The 19,120-nt window shown below is 68.1% G+C and carries 17 protein-coding genes, 2 pseudogenes and 1 CRISPR repeat array; of the genes and pseudogenes, 9 read left to right on the top strand and 10 right to left on the bottom strand.

The genetic code is table 11. From position 1 onward, the window contains the following. Window position 1: 1 nt before the first annotated feature. The 3 genes from cas3 (at window position 2) to istB (ending at window position 5,638) form a co-directional block, all read left to right on the top strand. Window positions 2-2,410, top strand: a complete 2,409-nt coding sequence (gene cas3, locus ACIPAE_RS08625; protein ID WP_402443805.1) for a CRISPR-associated helicase Cas3' — start codon at window positions 2-4, stop codon at window positions 2,408-2,410. A gap of 129 nt (window positions 2,411-2,539) precedes the next feature. Then, a CRISPR array of direct repeats spans window positions 2,540-2,901; the repeat unit is 31 nt; unit sequence GGGCCTCATCGCCCCTGCGAGGGGTAGCAAC. Between the two features lie 302 nt (window positions 2,902-3,203). Then, entirely contained in the window at window positions 3,204-4,808 is a 1,605-nt protein-coding gene (gene istA / locus ACIPAE_RS08630) for an IS21 family transposase (RefSeq protein ID WP_402443969.1), read from the top strand. After that, window positions 4,805-5,638, top strand: coding sequence for an IS21-like element helper ATPase IstB (gene istB / locus ACIPAE_RS08635; RefSeq protein WP_402443807.1), 834 nt, complete (start codon window positions 4,805-4,807; stop codon window positions 5,636-5,638). The genes istA and istB overlap by 4 nt, the downstream gene beginning before the upstream one ends. Here istB and ACIPAE_RS08640 read toward each other — a convergent pair. Continuing rightward, complete coding sequence (locus ACIPAE_RS08640) at window positions 5,628-6,143, bottom strand: hypothetical protein (protein ID WP_402443809.1); 516 nt, start codon at window positions 6,141-6,143, stop codon at window positions 5,628-5,630. The two genes, istB and ACIPAE_RS08640, sit on opposite strands and share 11 nt — an antisense overlap. A gap of 218 nt (window positions 6,144-6,361) precedes the next feature. On the opposite strand from ACIPAE_RS08640, the gene ACIPAE_RS08645 reads away from it, so the two are divergent. Further along, window positions 6,362-6,859: a hypothetical protein gene (locus ACIPAE_RS08645; protein WP_402443811.1), complete on the top strand. Its 498-nt coding sequence runs from the start codon at window positions 6,362-6,364 to the stop codon at window positions 6,857-6,859. Window positions 6,860-6,883: 24 nt separating this feature from the next. Here the strand turns inward: ACIPAE_RS08645 and ACIPAE_RS08650 are convergent, their stop codons facing one another. The 8 genes and pseudogenes from ACIPAE_RS08650 to ACIPAE_RS08685 form a co-directional block, all read right to left on the bottom strand. Continuing rightward, entirely contained in the window at window positions 6,884-8,473 is a 1,590-nt protein-coding gene (locus ACIPAE_RS08650; RefSeq protein WP_402443813.1) for an ISL3 family transposase, read from the bottom strand. A 55-nt stretch (window positions 8,474-8,528) separates the two neighbouring features. Continuing rightward, complete coding sequence (locus ACIPAE_RS08655) at window positions 8,529-9,278, bottom strand: hypothetical protein (RefSeq protein WP_402443814.1); 750 nt, start codon at window positions 9,276-9,278, stop codon at window positions 8,529-8,531. Then, the gene (locus ACIPAE_RS08660; protein ID WP_402443816.1) at window positions 9,275-9,601 is read right to left on the bottom strand and encodes a helix-turn-helix domain-containing protein; all 327 of its coding nucleotides are present in this window, start codon (window positions 9,599-9,601) and stop codon (window positions 9,275-9,277) included. The genes ACIPAE_RS08655 and ACIPAE_RS08660 overlap by 4 nt, the downstream gene beginning before the upstream one ends. 4 nt (window positions 9,602-9,605) lie before the next feature. After that, a complete protein-coding gene (locus ACIPAE_RS08665; protein ID WP_402443818.1) occupies window positions 9,606-10,769 on the bottom strand; it encodes a tyrosine-type recombinase/integrase in 1,164 nt (387 codons plus the stop codon). Window positions 10,770-11,263: 494 nt separating this feature from the next. Beyond that, window positions 11,264-11,599 (bottom strand): hypothetical protein, encoded by a 336-nt coding sequence (locus tag ACIPAE_RS08670; protein ID WP_402443820.1) that lies wholly within the window; start codon window positions 11,597-11,599, stop codon window positions 11,264-11,266. A 140-nt stretch (window positions 11,600-11,739) separates the two neighbouring features. Then, a pseudogene (locus ACIPAE_RS08675) lies at window positions 11,740-12,066 on the bottom strand (hypothetical protein); the annotation flags it as partial. Window positions 12,067-12,156: 90 nt separating this feature from the next. Next, window positions 12,157-13,462 (bottom strand): annotated as a pseudogene (locus ACIPAE_RS08680) (IS256 family transposase). A gap of 265 nt (window positions 13,463-13,727) precedes the next feature. Further along, complete coding sequence (locus ACIPAE_RS08685) at window positions 13,728-14,360, bottom strand: type III effector protein (protein WP_402443821.1); 633 nt, start codon at window positions 14,358-14,360, stop codon at window positions 13,728-13,730. A gap of 126 nt (window positions 14,361-14,486) precedes the next feature. On the opposite strand from ACIPAE_RS08685, the gene ACIPAE_RS08690 reads away from it, so the two are divergent. From ACIPAE_RS08690 to ACIPAE_RS08710, 5 genes are all read left to right on the top strand, one after another. After that, entirely contained in the window at window positions 14,487-14,921 is a 435-nt protein-coding gene (locus tag ACIPAE_RS08690) for an Hsp20/alpha crystallin family protein (RefSeq protein ID WP_402443823.1), read from the top strand. A gap of 97 nt (window positions 14,922-15,018) precedes the next feature. Beyond that, window positions 15,019-15,414, top strand: coding sequence for a DUF2267 domain-containing protein (locus ACIPAE_RS08695; protein ID WP_402443825.1), 396 nt, complete (start codon window positions 15,019-15,021; stop codon window positions 15,412-15,414). A 53-nt stretch (window positions 15,415-15,467) separates the two neighbouring features. Beyond that, window positions 15,468-15,911: a DUF2267 domain-containing protein gene (locus tag ACIPAE_RS08700; RefSeq protein WP_402443827.1), complete on the top strand. Its 444-nt coding sequence runs from the start codon at window positions 15,468-15,470 to the stop codon at window positions 15,909-15,911. Between the two features lie 486 nt (window positions 15,912-16,397). Next, complete coding sequence (locus ACIPAE_RS08705) at window positions 16,398-16,550, top strand: hypothetical protein (RefSeq protein WP_402443977.1); 153 nt, start codon at window positions 16,398-16,400, stop codon at window positions 16,548-16,550. Between the two features lie 208 nt (window positions 16,551-16,758). Further along, window positions 16,759-17,100: a hypothetical protein gene (locus ACIPAE_RS08710; RefSeq protein ID WP_402443829.1), complete on the top strand. Its 342-nt coding sequence runs from the start codon at window positions 16,759-16,761 to the stop codon at window positions 17,098-17,100. 779 nt (window positions 17,101-17,879) lie between these two features. Here the strand turns inward: ACIPAE_RS08710 and ACIPAE_RS08715 are convergent. After that, entirely contained in the window at window positions 17,880-18,770 is an 891-nt protein-coding gene (locus ACIPAE_RS08715; protein ID WP_402443830.1) for an aminoglycoside phosphotransferase family protein, read from the bottom strand. Between the last annotated feature and the right edge of the window lie 350 nt (window positions 18,771-19,120).

Below are 19,120 nucleotides of genomic sequence, written 5' to 3' on the forward strand. Positions count from 1 at the left end.
GTTGCGCGCCAAGAGCCCCGCCAAGCCCGGTCAACCCGGTGAGCTCCTCACCGACCACCTGCTGCACACCCTGACCGCCCTCCGCCAGATCCAGGCCCGGATCGGCACCATCCCGGGCATGCCCGTGGACTTCTGGATCTGCGCGGCCCTCGCCGCTCTACTGCACGACACGGGGAAGGTTCCGTACGGCTTCCAGCGCATGGTCGGCAACACCCCCGACGCGCCACGGAACTGGGGAGAACGCCACGAAGTGCTCTCCCTCGGGTTCGTCGAGCACCTTCTGCCCCACCTGCCCGTGCCGACCCGCACCTGGATCGCCGCGGTCGTCGCCGGCCACCACCGGCCCTTCACCGGCGGCACCAGATCCCTGCTGGCCCAGCACGGCGCCGACACCGCCGCCGATTTCCTCACCCGCTACACCCCCGCCGACGAGCAACACCTCACCCAACTCCTGCATTGGCTGCACACCACCGCCCGGCTCCACCACCTCCCGGTCCGCACCGACCGGCCCGCCCTGCGGATGCCCGACCTCACCGACTCCGCCTTCACCGCCTTCAACCGCGTGATGGACCAATGGGAGGATGCCCTTCTCGACGACGGGCCCCACGGACGCGCCACCACCCTCCTGCTCGGCGCCGTCACCATGGCCGACCACCTCTCCTCGGCCCACGCGCCACTGGACACCGCTCACCCCCTCACCGCCGACTACCCCGACGCGCTGACCGCCCGACTCGCGGCCACCGGACACCAGCTGCGCCCCCAACAGCAAGGCGCCGCCCGAACCAGCGGCCACATGCTGCTGCGCTCATGGACCGGAAGCGGCAAGACCGAGGCCGTCCTGCTCTGGGCCGTCCGCCAGAAAACGGAACTGGCCGCCCACTGCGGCGGAAACCCCCGCGTGTTCTACCTGCTGCCCTACCTCGCCAGCATCAACGCCATGACCCGCCGCCTCGAAACCGAACTCGACGCCCCAGGACGTATCGGCGTCGCCCATTCGAAAGCCGCGTCCTACCACCTGGCTCGCTCCCTCGAAGACGGCTGCCCCAGCAACGACCGCCAAGACCCCGGCCTCGACCTGTCCAAACCGGCCGACGCCGCAGCCAAGGCCCACTCACGCGCCCAGGCCACCAAGAACTTCCGCGAACTCCTACGCATCGGCACCCCCTACCAACTCCTGCGCGGATTCCTCGCCGGCCCCATCCACGCCGGCATCCTCACCGACAGCACCAACTCCGTGTTCGTCCTCGACGAACTCCACGCCTACGACACCCGACGCCTCGGCATGATCCTCGCCACGATGCGGTTCTGGCACGACACCGGCGGACGCATCGCCGTCATGTCCGCAACCCTCCCCCGTGTCCTCGCCGACCTCGTCGACGACACCCTCGACGGCCACACCACCCTCGTCGAACCACCGACCACCGCCCCAGCCCCCGTACGCCACCGGCTCCACCTCCGCGACGCCCACCTCACCGACGACGCGACCGTGGACGAGATCCGCGACGAACTCGCCGCCGGGCGCTCCGTACTCGCCGTCGCGAACAACGTCCGCGACGCCATCACCCTGTTCCAAGCACTCGAATCCCACTGCACCGCGCTCCACGGAGACGGCTCCGCGCAGCTCCTGCACTCCCGCTACCGCCGCATGGACCGCGACACCATCGAAGCCGCCCTCACCGCCCGCTTCGGAGCAGGCCGCCCACGACACCCAGGTCTCCTCGTCGGCACCCAGGCCCTGGAGGTCTCTCTCGATCTCGACCTCGACATCTGCCACACCTCCGCAGCCAACCTCGAAGCCCTCTTCCAACGCTTCGGCCGCGTCAACCGCCTCGCCACCCAATCCCTCGCCCCCGTCATCGTCCACCAAGCCACCTACACCACCCGCCGCGGCACCGGCGACAAACTCTGGGCCGACGGCGTCTACGACGCCGAACCCACCCAACTCGCCTGGAACATCCTCACCCGACACAACGGCCGCACCCTAGACGAACAAACCGTCACCCAATGGCTCGACGAGATCTACCGCAGCCCCTGGGGGACCCGCTGGCGCGCCGACGTCGACGACCACCGCACCCACTTCACCGACGCCTTCCTCAACTTCAACGCCCCCTTCACCGACCGCTCACGCCTCACCGAGGAATTCGACGCGCAATTCGACGGAACAGAAGCGATCCTCCTCACCGACCTCCCCCACTACGAAACCGCCCTCACCACCGGCACCAACCCCAAGGAAGGCCGCCTCCACGCCGACCAATACCTCATCCCCCTCCCCCACTGGGCCGCCCACGCAACCCGCTACAACAAGCACCTACGCATCCACACCATCGACGCCGACTACGACCCCCGCCTCGGCCTACTCACCCTCCACTACAACCACCGACAGACCTACCAACCAGGAGAAGTCATCTGACCACCAACTCCCCACTCACCGAAACGATTTCAGCGCCACACCGAGCTTGCGTGCACAACCGGAGGTCCGCTGCAAAGCCCCCCGACCACCCCGGACCTTCCCTCCACGCGACCTGCGGCTTTACCGTGGGGGCCTCATCGCCCCTGCGAGGGGTAGCAACCCGCCATCGAGGCCGGACGGCCCGGCGCGGCGTGGGGCCTCATCGCCCCTGCGAGGGGTAGCAACACGAAGCCCTTCCCGCGGACCCAGCCGGGCGGCCAGGCCTCATCGCCCCTGCGAGGGGTAGCAACAGGGCGGCGAGGTTGAGCGGCGCGGGATGCTCGCGCGGGCCTCATCGCCCCTGCGAGGGGTAGCAACGCGGCATCCTGGCGCTCACGCTCGATCCGGGCGGCGGGGCCTCATCGCCCCTGCGAGGGGTAGCAACATCTCCCTCGACACGTCCGGCGACTTCACGCTGGCCGGGCCTCATCGCCCCTGCGAGGGGTAGCAACGGTGTTCGCCGAGCTGTGTGAACGGTCAGCGATTTCCCCCACTTCCGAGGCTTCGTGGTCACGGAATGGGCCAGGGCCGTGGTCACGAGTCTCCAAGGGGAAGTTGACCACGGCGGAAGCCTCGAATGCCCCAGAAAAGGTGGTTTGACCTGTGAGTGTTCGTTCCATCCGAATCGTTCAGGTTCCCCTTGGGCATGCCCGAGCCGGTTTGAGGGACCTGGCCGTCTCGGAGTGGTCACCGTCCCTCGACCGACAGGCCGAGAGGTCGACGGACACTCTGGATGGCAAGGAGAACGTTCGCCGTGGTCGACATCGTCGAGATCTACGTCCACTGGTACGCGGGTCGGTCGAAGAACCAACTCGCGGCCTCGTTGGGGGTGGATCGCAAGACCATCAGGAAGTATCTGGCGCCGGCGGAGGCGTCCGGAATGACCCCGGGTGGGCCGCCCATGAGCGAGGCAGACTGGGGCAAGCTGATCAAGAGCTGGTTCCCGGATCTGGCCCGCCGTCGGCTGAACCAGGTCACGTGGGCGGAGATCGAGCCGCACCGCGACCTGGTCAAGGGGCTGCTGGAGACGACCACGGTGACCACGATTCACCAACGCCTCAGAGACGAGGGGAAGTTGGCGGTGTCGTTGTCGACGTTCCGCCGATGGGTGACCGAGAACCTCCCGGACGAGTCGGCCCGGTCGAAGGTGACAGTGCTGCGGGAGGACGTCGAGCCAGGCTCGGAGGCCCAGATCGACTACGGCTTCCTGGGGCAGTGGATCAGCCCGTCGACCGGCAAGCGGCACCGGATCTGGGCGTTCGTGATGGTGCTGCCCTGCTCGCGGCACATGTTCATCCGGCCGGTGGTGCACATGGACCAGCACGCCTGGACTCAGGCCCACGTCGAAGCGTTCCGGTTCTTCGGCGGTGTCCCGCGGCGGTTGGTGCCGGACAACCTGCGCACGGCGGTGGACCGGCCGGACCTCTACGATGCGAAGATCAACAAGTCGTATGCCGAGCTCGCGACCTACTACGGCGCTCTGGTCGACCCGGCCCGGGCGGCGAAGCCGAAGGACAAGCCACGGGTCGAACGGCCGATGCCGTATGTCCGCGACTCGTTCTGGAGCGGGCGGGAGTTCACCTCGGTCGAGCAGATGCAGGCCGAGGCCCTGACCTGGTCGACCGGCACCGCCGGCCGCAGGCAGTGCCGCCCGCTGGGCGGCGCGAGCCCGCTGTCGGTGTTCGAGGCGGTGGAGGCCAGGGCCCTGCTGCCAGCGCCGGACAAGCCGTTCGTGCTGGCCCGCTGGTCCACCGCCGCAGTCGGCCCCGACATCCACATCAAGGTCGGCCGCACCCTCTACTCGGTGCCTTGGAAGCTGATCGGCCGCAAGGTCGACGTCCGCTCCACCGCCACGATGGTCCAGGTCTTCCACGAGGACGAGCTGGTCAAGACCCACACCGCACTCGATCAGGGCAAGCGCACGGACAAGAACGACTACCCGCCGGAGAAGATCGCCTTCCAGATGAAGACGCCGATCTGGTGTCGCAGCCAGTCCTCCGAGGTCGGCGACGCCTGCCGCGAGGTGATCGACCAGCTGCTCGAGGTCGCCGCGCTCTACCGGCTCCGCGCGGCCCAGGGGATCCTCGGGCTCCGGAAGAAGTACGGCGATCAGCGGCTGGAGGCGGCCTGCACCAAGGCCATCGCGGTCGGCGACCCCTCTTATCGGACCATCAAGGGCATCATGATCGCGGGCACCGAGACCGACCCCGAACCGGAGACCGGCGATGCCGGGGCCGCGGCCTTCCTCCACGGCCCCGAGGGCCTGTTCGCCGCGAGCATCCCCTCCCAGACCTCCGGCGAGCCCGAGGGCACCCCGGGGCGTGCTGACGCTGACAATGCCGAGGAGGCCGCCCGATGAGCGTGATGGACACCACCCTGCGCGAGTCGCTGAAGGCACTTCGGCTGTCCGGGATGCTAGAGACCCTCGACGCACGACTGATCCAAGCTCACGGCGGTGAACTCGGCCACCTGGACTTCCTCCAGGTCCTCTGCCAGGACGAGATCACCCGCCGCGAGACCGTCGCCTTCCAACGACGCCTACAGAAAGCGAAGTTCGAGCAAAAGGTCATCCTGGAGGAGTTCGACTTCACTACTTCCCCGAAGCTGCCCGCGGCCCAGATCCGCGACCTGGCCGCCCTGCGCTGGCTCCACGCCGGCGAGTCGGTGATCTTGTTCGGGCCAGTCGGGGTGGGCAAGACACACGTCGCCCAGGCCCTCGGCCACCTCGCCGTCCGCCAGGGCGCGAACGTCCGCTTCACGAAAACCAGCCGGGTCCTGGCCGAACTCGCCGGCGGCCACGCGGACCGCACCTGGGACAAGCGCATCCGCGAGCTGATCCGACCCGAGGTCCTCATCCTGGACGACTTCGCCATGCGGCAGCTCAGCGCGGCCCAGGCCGACGACCTCTACGAACTGGTCTCCGAGAGGCAGGGACGCTCGCTGATCATCACCAGCAACCGGGCTCCCAGCGACTGGTATCCGCTCTTCCCCAACCCCGTCGTCGCCGAGTCGCTCCTGAACCGACTGATCAACACCAGCCACCAGGTCATCATGAACGGACCCAGCTACCGACCCAACAAGCGCCCGAAGGGATCTGCCACGAAGGTTGAGAACGTCCTGACCAAGCAGTTCCCGTTGGCCATCGCGGGTCCCGGCGACGGGCCCGCACGCGCCGAGCTCACGCCTTGAACACCGAACCGTTCTCCACCACATAGTGCGGACGCCCTTCGCCCGAGCTGAGGAACCGCCAGTCTTCCCACTCCGGGCGCCCTGCCGGGAACACCTCCAAGGACATGCCGGACGAGAGCATCAGCTGAAGGTCGAACTCGTCGCCGACGCACACATGGTCGACGACGGGAGCATCTGCTGCGACGAGCTGCGTGACGGTTTCGACGCGGTCGTCGAACCGGCTCGTCCCGATCTCGCCCCCAGCCTCGAACCCAGCTCCGGCCCGCGCGCCCGGAACATAGAGATCGCCCTCCTGGACCATCGTGGAGACGCCGTTGAGCAGCCGCCAGCGGCACTGCAAGTGCAGTGACATCTCCGGGTGGACTGTGTGCTCGCCACGGTGGTCCACCCATGGCACGTCGTCACCGAACGTGAGCCACACAAGCGTCGCGGCCCGGCCGATGGCCGTAAACGGCCGTCCCTCCAGCTCGCGCAACGCGGCACGAGTGGCCTCCAGACCGGTCACAGCAGTCTCATCCCTCCTCGGCGCCGACGAACCCGAGTGCCGGCCGAAGGGCGGCATCGGAATCACAGGATACGGACGCAAGGTCCGAGGACCTGGGGAATTACGTGACCACGGCCCATGGGGAATTACGGGCTCTGACCGGAGTTGCGTGAACGCTCCTGTAGGTTCTTCCGGACTCGCGTGGGCATGGTTTCCGGCGGAGGCATGAGGGAGTGACCGTGGCTGACGAACGGCTTGATGCCGAGTGGCTTCGCGGCTGGTGCGAGCAGGCGGATGGGGCGCTCACGAAGCTGATGGCATCGTTCCAGGCGCGGTTTGGCTTCGAGCCGGGCAGCAACGTGGTCGTGCTCGCTTCGGAGGAGAGTCAACAGGCCACCGACGCGCTCGTGGAGCTGACACCGGTTCCCTCGGATCTGACCACGATGTACTGGGTGATCGACGAGGTCTCCTTGCCTGATGTGGAGAACGGCTACTTCGTCCACCCGGCCTCGCTGGTCGCGGATCACTTCCGCGAATACGGGGCCGTCCAAATCGACGGGGAAGAGCCTGCTCTGGTATTCGCCAGTGACGGGGGCGGCCATCTGTTCGCACTGGCGGGCTCCGGTCGGATCTGGAGGTCGACCACCGGCTCGTGGCTCGATCAGTTCGACCTTGCTGCAGCCGGTCTTAGGGAGTTTTTCGAGGGGCTGTACCGGCAGATCAGCGGCCAGCTCTGACGGCTGGTCGAAGGGCGAGCCCGATCAGATCCGGGTGAGGATTCGGATCCTCAGGAGACGGAACGAGGCCCGGCCATACATGGCTCGCTTGATCGTTTTGACTCGATTTACGTTACCCTCGACCTTGCCGGAGCTCCATTCGAGGGTGAGGCCGGCAGTGACGGCTGCGAGGTCCTGGCGCAGGAAACCGGCAAACGAGCGGACCGGGGCGGGAGCGTCCTGCTCGGCCTGACGGATCCACTCCGGCAGCAGGCCACCGCGCCGGTTGACCAGCAGGTCGCGAAAGCATCGGGCCAGGTCGCAGGCCCGAGCGATGTCCGGGCAGGCGATCCTGACGTCGAGTAGTTTCTCCACCTCCTGGTCCGTGAGTATCTCGCGCGGGCGCATGATCCACGAGGTAATGCGGCGCGGGCTGGGGATGTCGGCGCGGACCGGCTCGACCCTCCCTTCGCGGAGCTTGGCCAGGTGCCGGCGCACGACCTGGACGCTGCCGATGTAGCCGCGCTCCTGGATCTCGCGGAATAGCCGGGTACCGCTGGTGTATCCGGCGGTGAACCGGCTGTTCAGGTAGGGCTTGAACGGTTCCAGGAGCCTGGCCTTGTGGATTCCGAAGTCCTTCGCGGAGGCGAGGAGTTCATCTAGCGGCGTGGTCTTGAAGCGGCGTACGGTCTTGCGATCCAGGCCGAAGTGGCGGGCAATCGCGCTGATCGTCCAATTCTGCTCCAGCAGCCGGTGGACGTCCGCGTAGCGGTCACGAGTGCGCTCGACGAGAGGCGTGCGGGGCAGCTCTGGCACCGGTAGATCGATCACCGGAGGTTCGGGCGTCGGCTCCTCCTGCTCGACGTGTTTGCGCAGGCAGGAGCGGTGCTGGTGGCAGGTTTTCTCGACCGCGGCCGAGAGGTTTTGCAGCAGGTGCCACCTGTCCGCCACCTCGATCGCATCGGGCGCGGCTTCTTTGATCGCCCGGGTGTAGGCGCTGGCGCGGTCACGGCAGATGATCTCCGCGCCGGGGTGCTCGCGCAGCCAGGCTGCGAAGGTCCCCGAGGTCCGGTCCGGGAGCACGTCCACGACACGGCCAGTCTCGACGTCGACGAGGACGGTCCCGTAGGTATGGCCCCTGCGGAACGCGAACTCGTCGACGCCGAGCACCCGCGGCGCCCGCTCGGCCACCTCGGGAGCTTCCAGCAGTCCGAGGAGGCGGGTCCGGCCGGCGGCGATGCTGAGCTTGTGGCAGAGCCGTTCGCCGGCGCGGCCGCCCAGCTCGGTGGCGACAGCCCGCAGCCACTGCCTCAGCCCGACGCTGGAACGCACGTGGCGCTCGCTCAGCCCGGGGACCTGCTCGACGAAGGTCGTCTGCCTGCACCGGGCGCGGTCGCAGAAGAAGCGGCGAACGCGGAGGCGTATCGCCAACTTCACTCCGGCCAGGGGTCGTTCGGCCAGCGTCCGCCAGTAGGCGGAGTGCCTCCGTTTTCCTGGGCTGCCGCAGCTCGGGCAACGGGCCAGCGGGCCGCACGCGGCCACCTCCACCAGCACGATCTCTGGGCCAACGGTCAGCCGTTCCAGTTCAACATCGACTCCGGGGAACAGCACATCTTCGATCGATAGGAGAGCCACGTGCAGGTCATCCCGCAGGGAAACGATCCTGCATGCATGCCGCTGACCTGGGATTTCACGCAACTCCGGTCAGAGTCAGTTTCAGCGAGCGTTTGACCTCGTTGATGACCTTCTTGCTCCAGCCGTGCCGGGCGGCGTGCTCGCGGAGGATGCCGTCGCCGTAGACCAGCATCTCGGTGTCGGGGCCGGCGATACGGCGTTTGAGCGCGCCCTGGTGGGGCGGCATGCGGAACAGGAGCAGCTGCCGGTGACGCGCCAGAGTGAACTCCCCTCCTCGGCCGGGTTGTGGGTCGTGCTGGGCGGGCACCGGAGTTCCTTTGAGGGCGTCACGTTGGCGCCGCGGCGCGTAGGCGTGGTGCAGGTTGGCCAGGTAGAGCTGTTGGCCACTCCGGCTGACCGCGGCGTAGTCGACGGCCCGACCGGGCTCTTTGAGCCGGCGGCCTTCCACACTGCACAGACGGCAGGCGCCGCCCTCGCCGATCGGCGTTGTCTGGCCGCAGACCATGCATGCGGCGGCCGGATAGTGCTGTGCCCACCAGCGGCAGCTCCAGCAGTTCCAGCTGTTGGAGCGTTGAACGCCCCAGGCAAGGCATCCGCGGCAGGACCCCGGATGGGTCGGTCCGCCCGGGTGGCAGGAGGAGCACAGGCCCTGGCTGAAGTCGTCGTCGGTGGAGCCGCAGCCCGCGCACGGCGGCGGCGTGAACGGGCCGCCGGGCAGGCACTGGTAGCAGACCTCCACGCGCGGCTTGCTCCAGGCGATGCGGTTGATCTGGCAGCGCAGGCACTTGGGAGGTGGGCTGGTCACAGCGGTGGCTCCGATCGGTGTTGTCCGAACCGGGGCGTGACAATCACCGCCGCGTCGGACGTGGCGGAGGCGGCCTGTTGCACGGTGGGCCTGCGGGCCTCGACCTTGTCGGGTTCGCGGATCAGCAGCGCGGTGGGATCGCAATCGAGGACCGCGCAGATCACGTCCAGGTCGTCCAGGCGGATCGTGGTCGGGGTACCGGTCCACAGTGCCGACATCTTCCCGGCGCTGATCTCCATTCCCGCGGCCGCGAGTTGGCGGCGCATCTCGGTGGACTTCCAGATGCCGTGCTCGGCGGCCGTCATTCGCAGGTTCCAGCGCACCGGGTCATCCCTCCAGTCCGAAGCGCGAGGTAAGGCGCTGGTTGGCCTGGGTCCAGGCCCGTTCGACGTGGTCGCTGCGGACGTGGATGTAGCGGGTCGTGGTCGACAGCCACTCGTGCCCGAGCAGTTCCTGCAGGGCCTTGAGGTCCATCCCGTCGCCGTACAGCGAGGAGGCGCAGTAGTGCCGCAGCACGTGCGGAGTCAGCCGCCCCGACCAGGCCGGCAACCAAAGGCCGGCCTGGTCTTTCAGGGCCTGCCGCAGGGAATCGTCACCGACCCGGCCGCAGCGGTTCATCACCAGATCGTGCCGCTCGCTGGGCAGCATCGGAGCATCCGGGTCAGCCCAGTCAGGTCCGAACTGGTGACGGACCTCGGCGAGCCACCAGTCGATCAGCCGGTCGGCGCCGTTGATCGCCGGCACCAGTCGCGGTTTCGCCCCGCGTCCCCTGCTGCCCTTGCCGTGGCGGACGTGCAGTTTCCCGAACGTGCCCAGGTCAGGCCGCCAGTCGCGAATATCAAGCATGACCGTCTCGTTGATCCGCAGGCCCAGCCGACGCCACAACGATGCGGCGAAGTAGTTCCGCGCTGCAGGCAGGTACTTGCGCGCCCCGGGGATCGTCCCGCGCCAATGGTCGAAGAGCCGGCACACCTCCGCGTCGGACGGGGGCACCCGCACATCTCCAGGCGCCGTCCCCGACGGCCGGTTGTACTCGTCGATCGGCTGGTCGACGACACAGCCGACCAGCGCATGGACGTCGCCCTGATAGCGGCTGATCACGAAGTCGTAGAACTGAGCCACCATGCCGGCCTTGCCCGCACGGGTCCTGGTAGACCGGCCCAAGCGGCGCAGTTCGGCCAGGAACCGGTCCGCATCATCACACGACGCCGTCCACAACGGGCCCGGAAACGACCGCAGAAACTCCACGACCGAGGTACGGGCGTTCCCGATGTGCCCGTCCGTCAGCCCGGCAGCAGCCATCGACAAGGCGTACTGGTCGACGATCTCCTGCTCGAAGTCCTCGACCTCCTCCGCCGTCCGCAACGCCCGCGCAGACGACAGATTGCGGACCACACCAGCGTCATCAGCCGCTCGGTTCACACAACTGGCGCATGCGTCAGGGATACCGCCACGGCTTCGAGAATCCCGACGAAACACCAGAATCTTCATCAAGCCGAGTGAACCCCGTCCGAGCTGGACGTACAGGTCAGCGGGACGTGCTTGCGCGCTACGAACTCGCGGCAATGGAGACAAAGGTCCGTGAGTTCATGGATGCCAAGGCGCTCATCCCGCTGAACTCACGGAGGGAAAATCAATGGAGGTCCTACTCGGTGCCCTGAGTTCCGGACCGTGTTTGCCGCCTTGGTCCACAGGACCCGACGGCGGACCTCCCAACTTCGAGCGGGTCTGCCAAACGGCTTACAGTCCCGAACCGGCTCGAAGAGCATGTTCTGGCGGGTCCCCCGGGCCGGCGGAAAAGCGGCACCCGGGAGCCGATCCGGTTCGAATCGCTGGGAATTTCCGCGACATGAGCCGGATAATCATTCCAAGCCGCCACACGCGAATATGACCTCGACTAGCGTAGAGCGCCCGGCGCCTCGCCCGCTCAGGGCTCTCGACCCCCAGGGAAAGTAGAATCGTTCTACGCATCGAACCAGGGCAGATCACATCTCTGAATTATCGCCCACTGCATACGATTCGACTACCTTGTTGACTATGATTCCAGCTTCCAGGACTCCCAGTCCAGAAGCACGCGACCGTAGCGCTCGGACAGCAGCAATCTTGTCCGATTGAGCGTTGACTTTTTCTTCTTTTAGAGTCTCCAATGCCCATTGGACTCGCGGATCGGGAGACGCAGCCACCATTTCGGAAATCTTGCGGCATGCCTTCTGCAGGCCGGGAAGGTCGGCTCCGTCCGCCGTAGCGGCGAGTCGCTCTATCGCCGCGAGCGCCATGGCGAGGTTGTCGATGACAACGAATCCGGGCTTAGTTTTGGCCATATATTTCCCCTTTTCATGGTGGATGGACGGGTGGGTGGGGCGAGCTTATCGCCCCACCCACCCGCTCAGGGACTACTTGCAGTTGCCAAGAATCTGGTCAACGCCCGACACACTGAGTGACAGCGTGAGTCCCATCTTAGCTAGCGCGTGAGTTTCTCGCTTCTGTTGGTCGCGCCAACGACCAAGCGCGCCGCATCTTTGAAGCCTCCGAGTTCACGAATTTCACGTCTGATGCGCAGAAGCTTGGATGCTGGAAGCCAGAGGGATGCAACCACCTGGACGATCGCAGCCGCGCACTTCGCAATCTTCCATGCTTTTCGGAGCTTGCTGAGCCAGCTGTGGCCGTCCAGATCGTACGCGGCCAGCGGGTCCACAGGGTATCCGTAATGATTCGGCGAACCGTCAATCACCGGGCCGGGCTGCAAGAACCTTCCGCTGGTCGGATCGTATAGACGACTTCCCATGAGTACGAGAGCCGACGGAGTCTCGCTGGAGCGTTGTTCGGATCGATCCGATCCGGGACTGTCAAACGAGTGGTGTAACTAGGGTTGTTGAGGTTACTGGTGGGCGGCTGACAGGCGGCCGTCGAAGGTGATGTCGAACGCGTTCAGCGCTGTTTTCCAGCGCATGGTCCAGCGGGCCTGTCCATTGCCCGTGGGGTCGAGGGACATGACCGCCATGTAGACGCACTTCAGGGCGGCCTGCTCGTTGGGGAAGTGTCCGCGGGCCTTGACCGCCCGACGGATCCGCGCGTTCACCGACTCGATCGCGTTTGTCGTGCAGACGATGCGGCGGATCTCGGTGTCGAACCGCAGGAACGGGGTGAACTCTCCCCCAGACTCCGTCCGGGGGTACCCCCACCCAGGCGTTCTCCCACAGCTTCACGATCGCCGGATACTTCCGGCCCCATGCCCCGGCGAACTCGGCGAACCGCTCGAGTGCGGCCTCCTCGGTCGCAGCGGTGTAGACGGGCTTGAGCACCTTCGCGATCTTGTCCCAGTCCTGGCGGGCGGCATAGCGGAAGGAGTTCCGCAGCAGGTGCACCACGCAGGTCTGGACGATCGTCTTCGGCCAGACGGCCTCGACCGCGTCGGGCAGGCCCCTGAGTCCGTCGCAGACCAGCATGAGGACGTCGTTCACGCCGCGGTTCTTGATCTCGGTGAGGATGTGCATCCAGTGCTTCGCGCCCTCGCCGCCGTCGCCGGCCCACAGCCCGAGGATGTCGCGCCGGCCCTCGGTCGTGACCGCCAAGGCCACGTAGGTGGGCCGGTTGGCGACCGCGCCGTCGCGGATCTTCACGTGGATGGCGTCGATGAAGACCACCGGGTAGACGGCGTCCAGGGGCCGGTTCTGCCATTCGGCCATGCCCTCAAGGACCTTGTCGGCGATCGTGGAGATGGCCTGGCGGGACACGTCGGCGCCGTAGACCTCGGCGAGGTGAGCCTGGACCTCGCCGGTGGTCAGGCCCTTCGCAGACAGGGAGATGACCATCTCGTCCACGCCGGTCAGGCGCTTCTGCCGCTTCTTGACGATCTTCGGCTCGAAGGAGCCTTCGCGGTCGCGAGGCACGGTTATCTCCACCGGGCCGACGTCGGTGAGCACGGTCTTGGCTCGGGTGCCGTTGCGTGAGTTGCCGCCGTTCTTCCCGGCGGGATCATGTTTGTCATAGCCGAGGTGGTCGGTGATCTCGCCCTCGAGAGCGGACTCCAGCAGCCGCTTGGTCAGCTGCTGGAGCAGCCCGCCCTCACCGGTCAGCTGCAAGCCCTCGGCCTGAGCCCGGCCCACCAGCTCGTCAATCAGCCGGTCGTCCACAAGCTTCGACGGCACCGCCTCAGACGGCTCATCAGACTTGCCCTCGGTCACGTTGTCGCTGTCATCGATGCATCTTCCATGATCGGGAGTTACACCGAACGTTTTACAGTCCCGCGGTGAGCGCGGCCGGTTCAGGAGTCTGAGGACCCATCCCCCAGCCTCGCCATGGGGCGGCGGAATCGTTGGTGAGGTGTCGGGCCGGGAGGGGCTGACCACACAGGTTGGCCCGCAGGCCGGCCGCGTCGGTCTTCAGGTCTCCCCTCGTTTTCCCAGGGGCGGACGTGACCGGGCTGCTGTCGCGGTGCGCGGGGTGGGGTCAGGGAGGTGTGAGGTTGTCGAGCCGGGCAGTGAGGTCGGGGTGGGCGGCGGCCAGGTACGGGCGGGTGGCGGCAAGGGGAGCGATGAGGTCGGAGGGGTCGTCGTGGGCGAGGGCGGCGTGAAGCGCGCCGAGCGGGCGGCGGGCGGCGGGCGGAAGGTCGGTGAGGGCGGTGATCTGGCCGGCGAGGCGGCGCAGGTCGGCCACGTTGTGGCGGGCCCAGGCGGCGACGGTGCGGTCGGCGGCGCGGCGTTCGCGGGTGGCCTGGACGCGTTGTTCGCCGGTGGTGCCGACGGGGCCGGGACGGCCGCGCAGGTAGCGGCGTTCGGCGGCCTGGCGGCTGGCGACGCCCAGGGGTTGGGCGAGGTCGGCCCAGCTGGCGCCCGCGTCGCGGGCCGTTTCGATCAGCCCGGTCTCCCATCCGGCGAGCTGCTCGCGGACCTGCCGGAGCAGCATCAGGGAGGCCAGGGCCGCCTCCGGTCCGGGAACGGGAGAGCCGGTGGTGTCGGGAGCCTCGTCCCGGGCGGTGTGCAGGGCGTCTTCTATGGCTTTCAGGGCGGCCGCGGCGGCGAGGAATGTCGCCGGGCGGTGGGCGCCGGTGCTGGGCGTGGACGGCTGGTCGGCTGTGGTCACGACACCTCCTCCTCCTTGTCATCCAATGGACGACTTCATGTTTGTCATCCATTGGATGACATGCTACAACAGTGTCAGTGCAGCGCATTGGCAGCAACTGCCCGAACCCGCTGGAGGTGTTTCACGATGTTGATGCGCACTGACCCCTTCCGTGAGATGGACCGGATCGCTCAGCAGCTGATGGGGCCGGGTACCTGGTCGAAGCCGTCGGCGATGCCGATGGACGCCTACCGCGAGGGCGACGAGTTCGTGGTGGCCTTCGACCTGCCCGGCGTGAGCGCGGACGCGATCGACATCGACGTCGAGCGGAACATGCTCACCGTCAAGGCCGAGCGCAGGCCGGTGGCGAAGGGCGACGACGTGCAGATGGAGCTGTCCGAGCGGCCGCTGGGCGTGTTCTCCCGCCAGATCGTGCTCGCCGACACCCTCGACACCGAGCGCATCAAGGCCGACTACGACGCGGGCGTGCTGACCCTGCGCATCCCGATCGCGGAGCGCGCCAAGCCCCGCAAGATCTCCATCGGCGTCGGATCATCCGGCCACAAGGAGATCTCCGGCTGACACCGGACAGGTGCGGAGGACGGGCAACTGATCTTCCCCTCACCCGCCCTCCGCACCCCGTGCGCAGTCCGAAGGACAAGAAGGGGTGACGGCCGAGATGACTCTGCGACACAAAGCATTCCTCGACGATGTGAAGGAACGCGGCGAGTACGGCACTGCGCAGGAAGCCCAGCGCGCGGCCCGTGTGGTGCTCGCCCTGCTCGGCGCGCATCTGGTCGGCGAGGTCCGCGCCCAGCTCGCGGCACGTCTCCCGGAGGAATTCGCCCTGATCCTGCTCAACCCCCTGCAGAGCGCCGAACCGCTCCCCCCGGAGCGGTTCGTGCGGGCGACCGCGGCCTGGATCGAGGGCGCCACCGAGCAGACCGCGACCTGGGATGTCAGCGCCGTGCTGTCCACGGTCGCCGACACGACCGGCGAGGACCTGCTGGGGCAGATCCTGCTCCAGCTCCCCGCCGGCTACGACCTCCTCTTCGGCCGTCCCCAGCCCACCTGACCCCTACCTCGGTGCCCCACACCTGCACCGCTCCACGAAAGGCACACACCGCAGTGATCACCGACGTGCGCGTACCGGCTGAGCACCAGCAGCCGTACTCGACGGCGTATGAGCAGATGCTGGCGAAGGTCCGCTACGAAGGCGCCTACCCCACCCGCAAGCGAGCCGAGGAAGCCGTCCGCCTGGTTCTCGCCGGGCTGGGGCGCCAACTGACCGGCGACGAACGCGTCGACCTTGCCGCCTGCCTGCCCCTGGAAGCCGCACGTGTCCTGACCGCACAGGTCCCCGACACCCAGCCGCTGACCGGCTGGGCCTTCGTCAAGGACCTCGCCGCCCGCTCCGGCGCATCCCTGGCCGCCACCCGCTGGGACACCGGCTCCGTCTTCGCGGCCGTCACCGCCCACGCCGGCCCTGACCTCATCACCCGCATCCTCCACCAGCTCCCCACCGGCCACGCGCTGTTGTTCGGCCGCGCCGAACTCACCTCCGCCGCATAAACGGCACCAGCACCCCGGGGCCGCAACAGGTTCCCTCCGGCGGCCTTCGGTGAAGTCCCCGATCCGCGCGATCGGGGACTTCCGCCTTCGCTGTCGGGTCGTCTTCACGGTGTACGAGATGAAGCGGCTCGGGCGCGATGCGGCCGAACTCACCGCGCTGGCCGACCATCTCACCGCGCACGGCCTGGTGCTGGAGATGCTCACCGGGCCCCTGCCCGGCATCTACCAACCCCACCGGCCCCGGGAAGCTGCTGTTCGCGCTCTTCGCCGCGATGGCAGAGACAGAGCGGGAGAACATCCGGGAGTCCACCCTGGAGAGGCTCGACACCGCAGCCCGCAAGGGCAAGCACGGCGGCCGGCCGCCGGTCATCACCGACAACATGCTGCACACCGTGCTGCGGCGCCGCGCGGGCGGCGAGTCCGCCGAGCAGATCCAGCCCCGACCTGTTCATCCCCACCGGCTAGCGCAAGGGCCAGAACCCCTCGGTGGCCAGCATCTACCGGGCGCTCACCGAACACGCCAAGCGGGAGGCATACCCCGAAGCCGTCGAGGCGGCCCACGCCAACTTCGCCACCCTCGGGACGGCCGGCGAACTCCCCGGGCCCCGCCTTGCTCGCCCTGACCGAGCATCACTCTGATTACAGAAGGCGACTTGTCACTTCGCCGTAGCTTCGGGAGAACAGGGCCGAGGCGGCAACCACCCTCTGACACGCGTCGGCACGCGGTGACCAGCAGCTGCGCACCCAACTGCACGGCAGCGAACCCGGCTTCCAGCCGTATCTGCTCACGGCCTGGTCGCCCGAACTGACCGCCCAGGACGACATCTCCCTGCCGCTGCTGGCCGCCGTGCTCGACGAGCCGCTGGCCCTGCGCCAACCGCGCACCGGACACGTCCCGGCCCGGCGGCTGACGTGGCACTGCGCGATCCGCAACACCACCACGGTCGAGCTGGACGACGACTGGGTCGAGCTGACGCGCGAGGTCCTGGACGGCACCGGCATCGAACCGGACGACGACCCGGCCGCCTGCCGCTGGGCGGCTCTGCGCAACCAGGCCGGCGGCCTCGACATCGTCGCCACCGTCATCCGCCAGGACGGCCGCTGGGCCCGGCTGCACGGCGGCACCGACTTCGCCCGCTCGGCCTGCGCGATCTTCGCCCACGACCACGGACTCCACCCGTCGGCATGACGAAGCGCGGGCTTCTACCACCGGTTTCCGGACGGGCCAAATCGCGGATGGTGCGGACCCTCATCACCCGGAAGCCCGACCCACGGGCTCCGCGCCTTCGCTCTCCTTCGAGGTCCATGCCGTGATCGCCCACCTTCAGCGCGCCCACCACACCACCGGTCTGCTCGCCTACCTCTGGTCACCGGGCGAGCGCGGCGAGACGGGAACCGGGACAACGGTCGTGGTCCTGGCCTTCGGGGCGGTGTCGGGTCTGCTGGCGGAGGTCTCCTTCGTCGCGGTGGAGACCCTCGGCGCCGAAGCCGGCCGTCGCCGGGCAGACCAAGTTCACCGTACGCAGGCCGCGCAGACCGGGATCGACCAGGGCGCCGTCCTCGTCGGCCCGCTGCTGGGCGGCGTGCTGCTGCTGGCCGGAGCCAGCGTCCTGCTCGCCGTGGTGGCGCTGCTAGCGATGACCGCTGCCGCCGCCACGCAGGACGCCGAAGCCTTGCACGACGACCGACACCGTGCGCCGAGCAGTCTGCTGACCGGGTGGCGGACCCCGCGCCGAACTCCGGCTCTGGCCTGGCTGATCGGCGGGCTCGCTGCCTCCAACCTGGCCAGCGGCGTGCTGCAGGCCGCCGCCCCCATCACCGTCATCCACCGTTTCCACTACTCCACCGCCTCCGTCGGTGCGGTCTGGAGCGCGGCAGCCGTCGCCTCCCTGCTCACGGTGATCGCCGCCTGGTGCCCCGGTGCGTGCGTCGCTTCGGTGGCGTGGCTGGCTGGCTGGCTGATGACGTCTATCGGTCGGTATCGCGGAAGTACCGGTCGGCCAACTCTCGCCCCCGCCGGTGGATCCGCTCCGTGCCCACTCGGTCGATATAGGTGGCGTAGCCCGGCCACAGGAAGACGAACATCGCCAGCTCCTCGGCCAGCAGCGCCTGTTCCAGGGCGCCGCGGTCGTGCGAGCCAGCCTCCGTATAGGCGTCGAGGAGAGCGGGAGGCACCGTGATGCCGGTGGGCGTGGCCCGTACGCTCAGAAAGGCCAGATCGGACACCGGCCGTCCGATCACGGCCTCCTGCCAGTCACACAGGACCGGCCGGCCGTCGCTGAAGACGATGTTGTCGGTGTGGCAGTCGCCGTGCACCAGGACCGCGGGCAGCGATGCGCTGCGGGTCAGCAACTCGTAGCGGCGGGCGACCACCTCGGCCAGCTGCGGTAGCGCCGGCTGCCAGAAAGCGGTGACGGCGGCCGTGTCAGGAGCAGTCAGCGCCTGCAACAGGACATCGGGACACCGCCAGTAGTCATCGGTCGGTGGCGGCGTGCCGTGCAGGGCCGCCAGTTCCCTGCCCAGCCGTGCCCACATGTCCGGGGTCCAGGACGCCGCGTCCCGCGGTGTGCCGGCCTTCTCCAGCAGCAGCACCACACCCTGGCCGTCGTCGAGGGCGCCGAGCAGCCGCGGAGAGACGACCGGGAGGGCGGTGGCCAGTTGCCGGTAGAAGTTCAGCTCCCGGCGGGCGGCAGCCAGGGCCCGGGCGCCCAACTCGGCGGGTGTGGCCTTGAGATACACCGGCCGCCCCTCGGCGGTACGCGCGCCATACACACCGGCGCCCGACGCGGAGCCCGTGGCCTGTCGGTCCACCACCAGCGCGAACTCCTCGACGGCCGAGTCCACGAGATCACTGGGCATCGGTCGGCTCCTGTCCGCAGGGTTTCGTGTGCTATCCGACGACGGCCGGTCACGACCAGTGGCCTCTCCTGAATGGAGCGTCACCGAAGTCTAGGGTTCACCGCCGTCCGCACCTCAAATGATCGCCGTCGGGCGGCGACACCCGGTACGGCCTGGACTGCGCGGATGGGTCCAGGTCACGATGCGGCGCAGCCAGAAGCGCACTGGGACCTGATGATCAGCGGCCTGGCATCGATGGCGGTGCTGCTGCAGCGCCTGGGCCGCCTGGCTCGCTTCCAGATGCCGCCCCACCTCGCCGGCGTCGGCGGCCCGTGGCGCGGCCACCGTGGTGGAAGGCCGGCCATGTGGCC

This window comes from Streptomyces sp. NPDC087270 (genome assembly GCF_044744625.1).
In the GTDB taxonomy this organism is placed as follows: Bacteria; Actinomycetota; Actinomycetes; order Streptomycetales; family Streptomycetaceae; genus Actinacidiphila.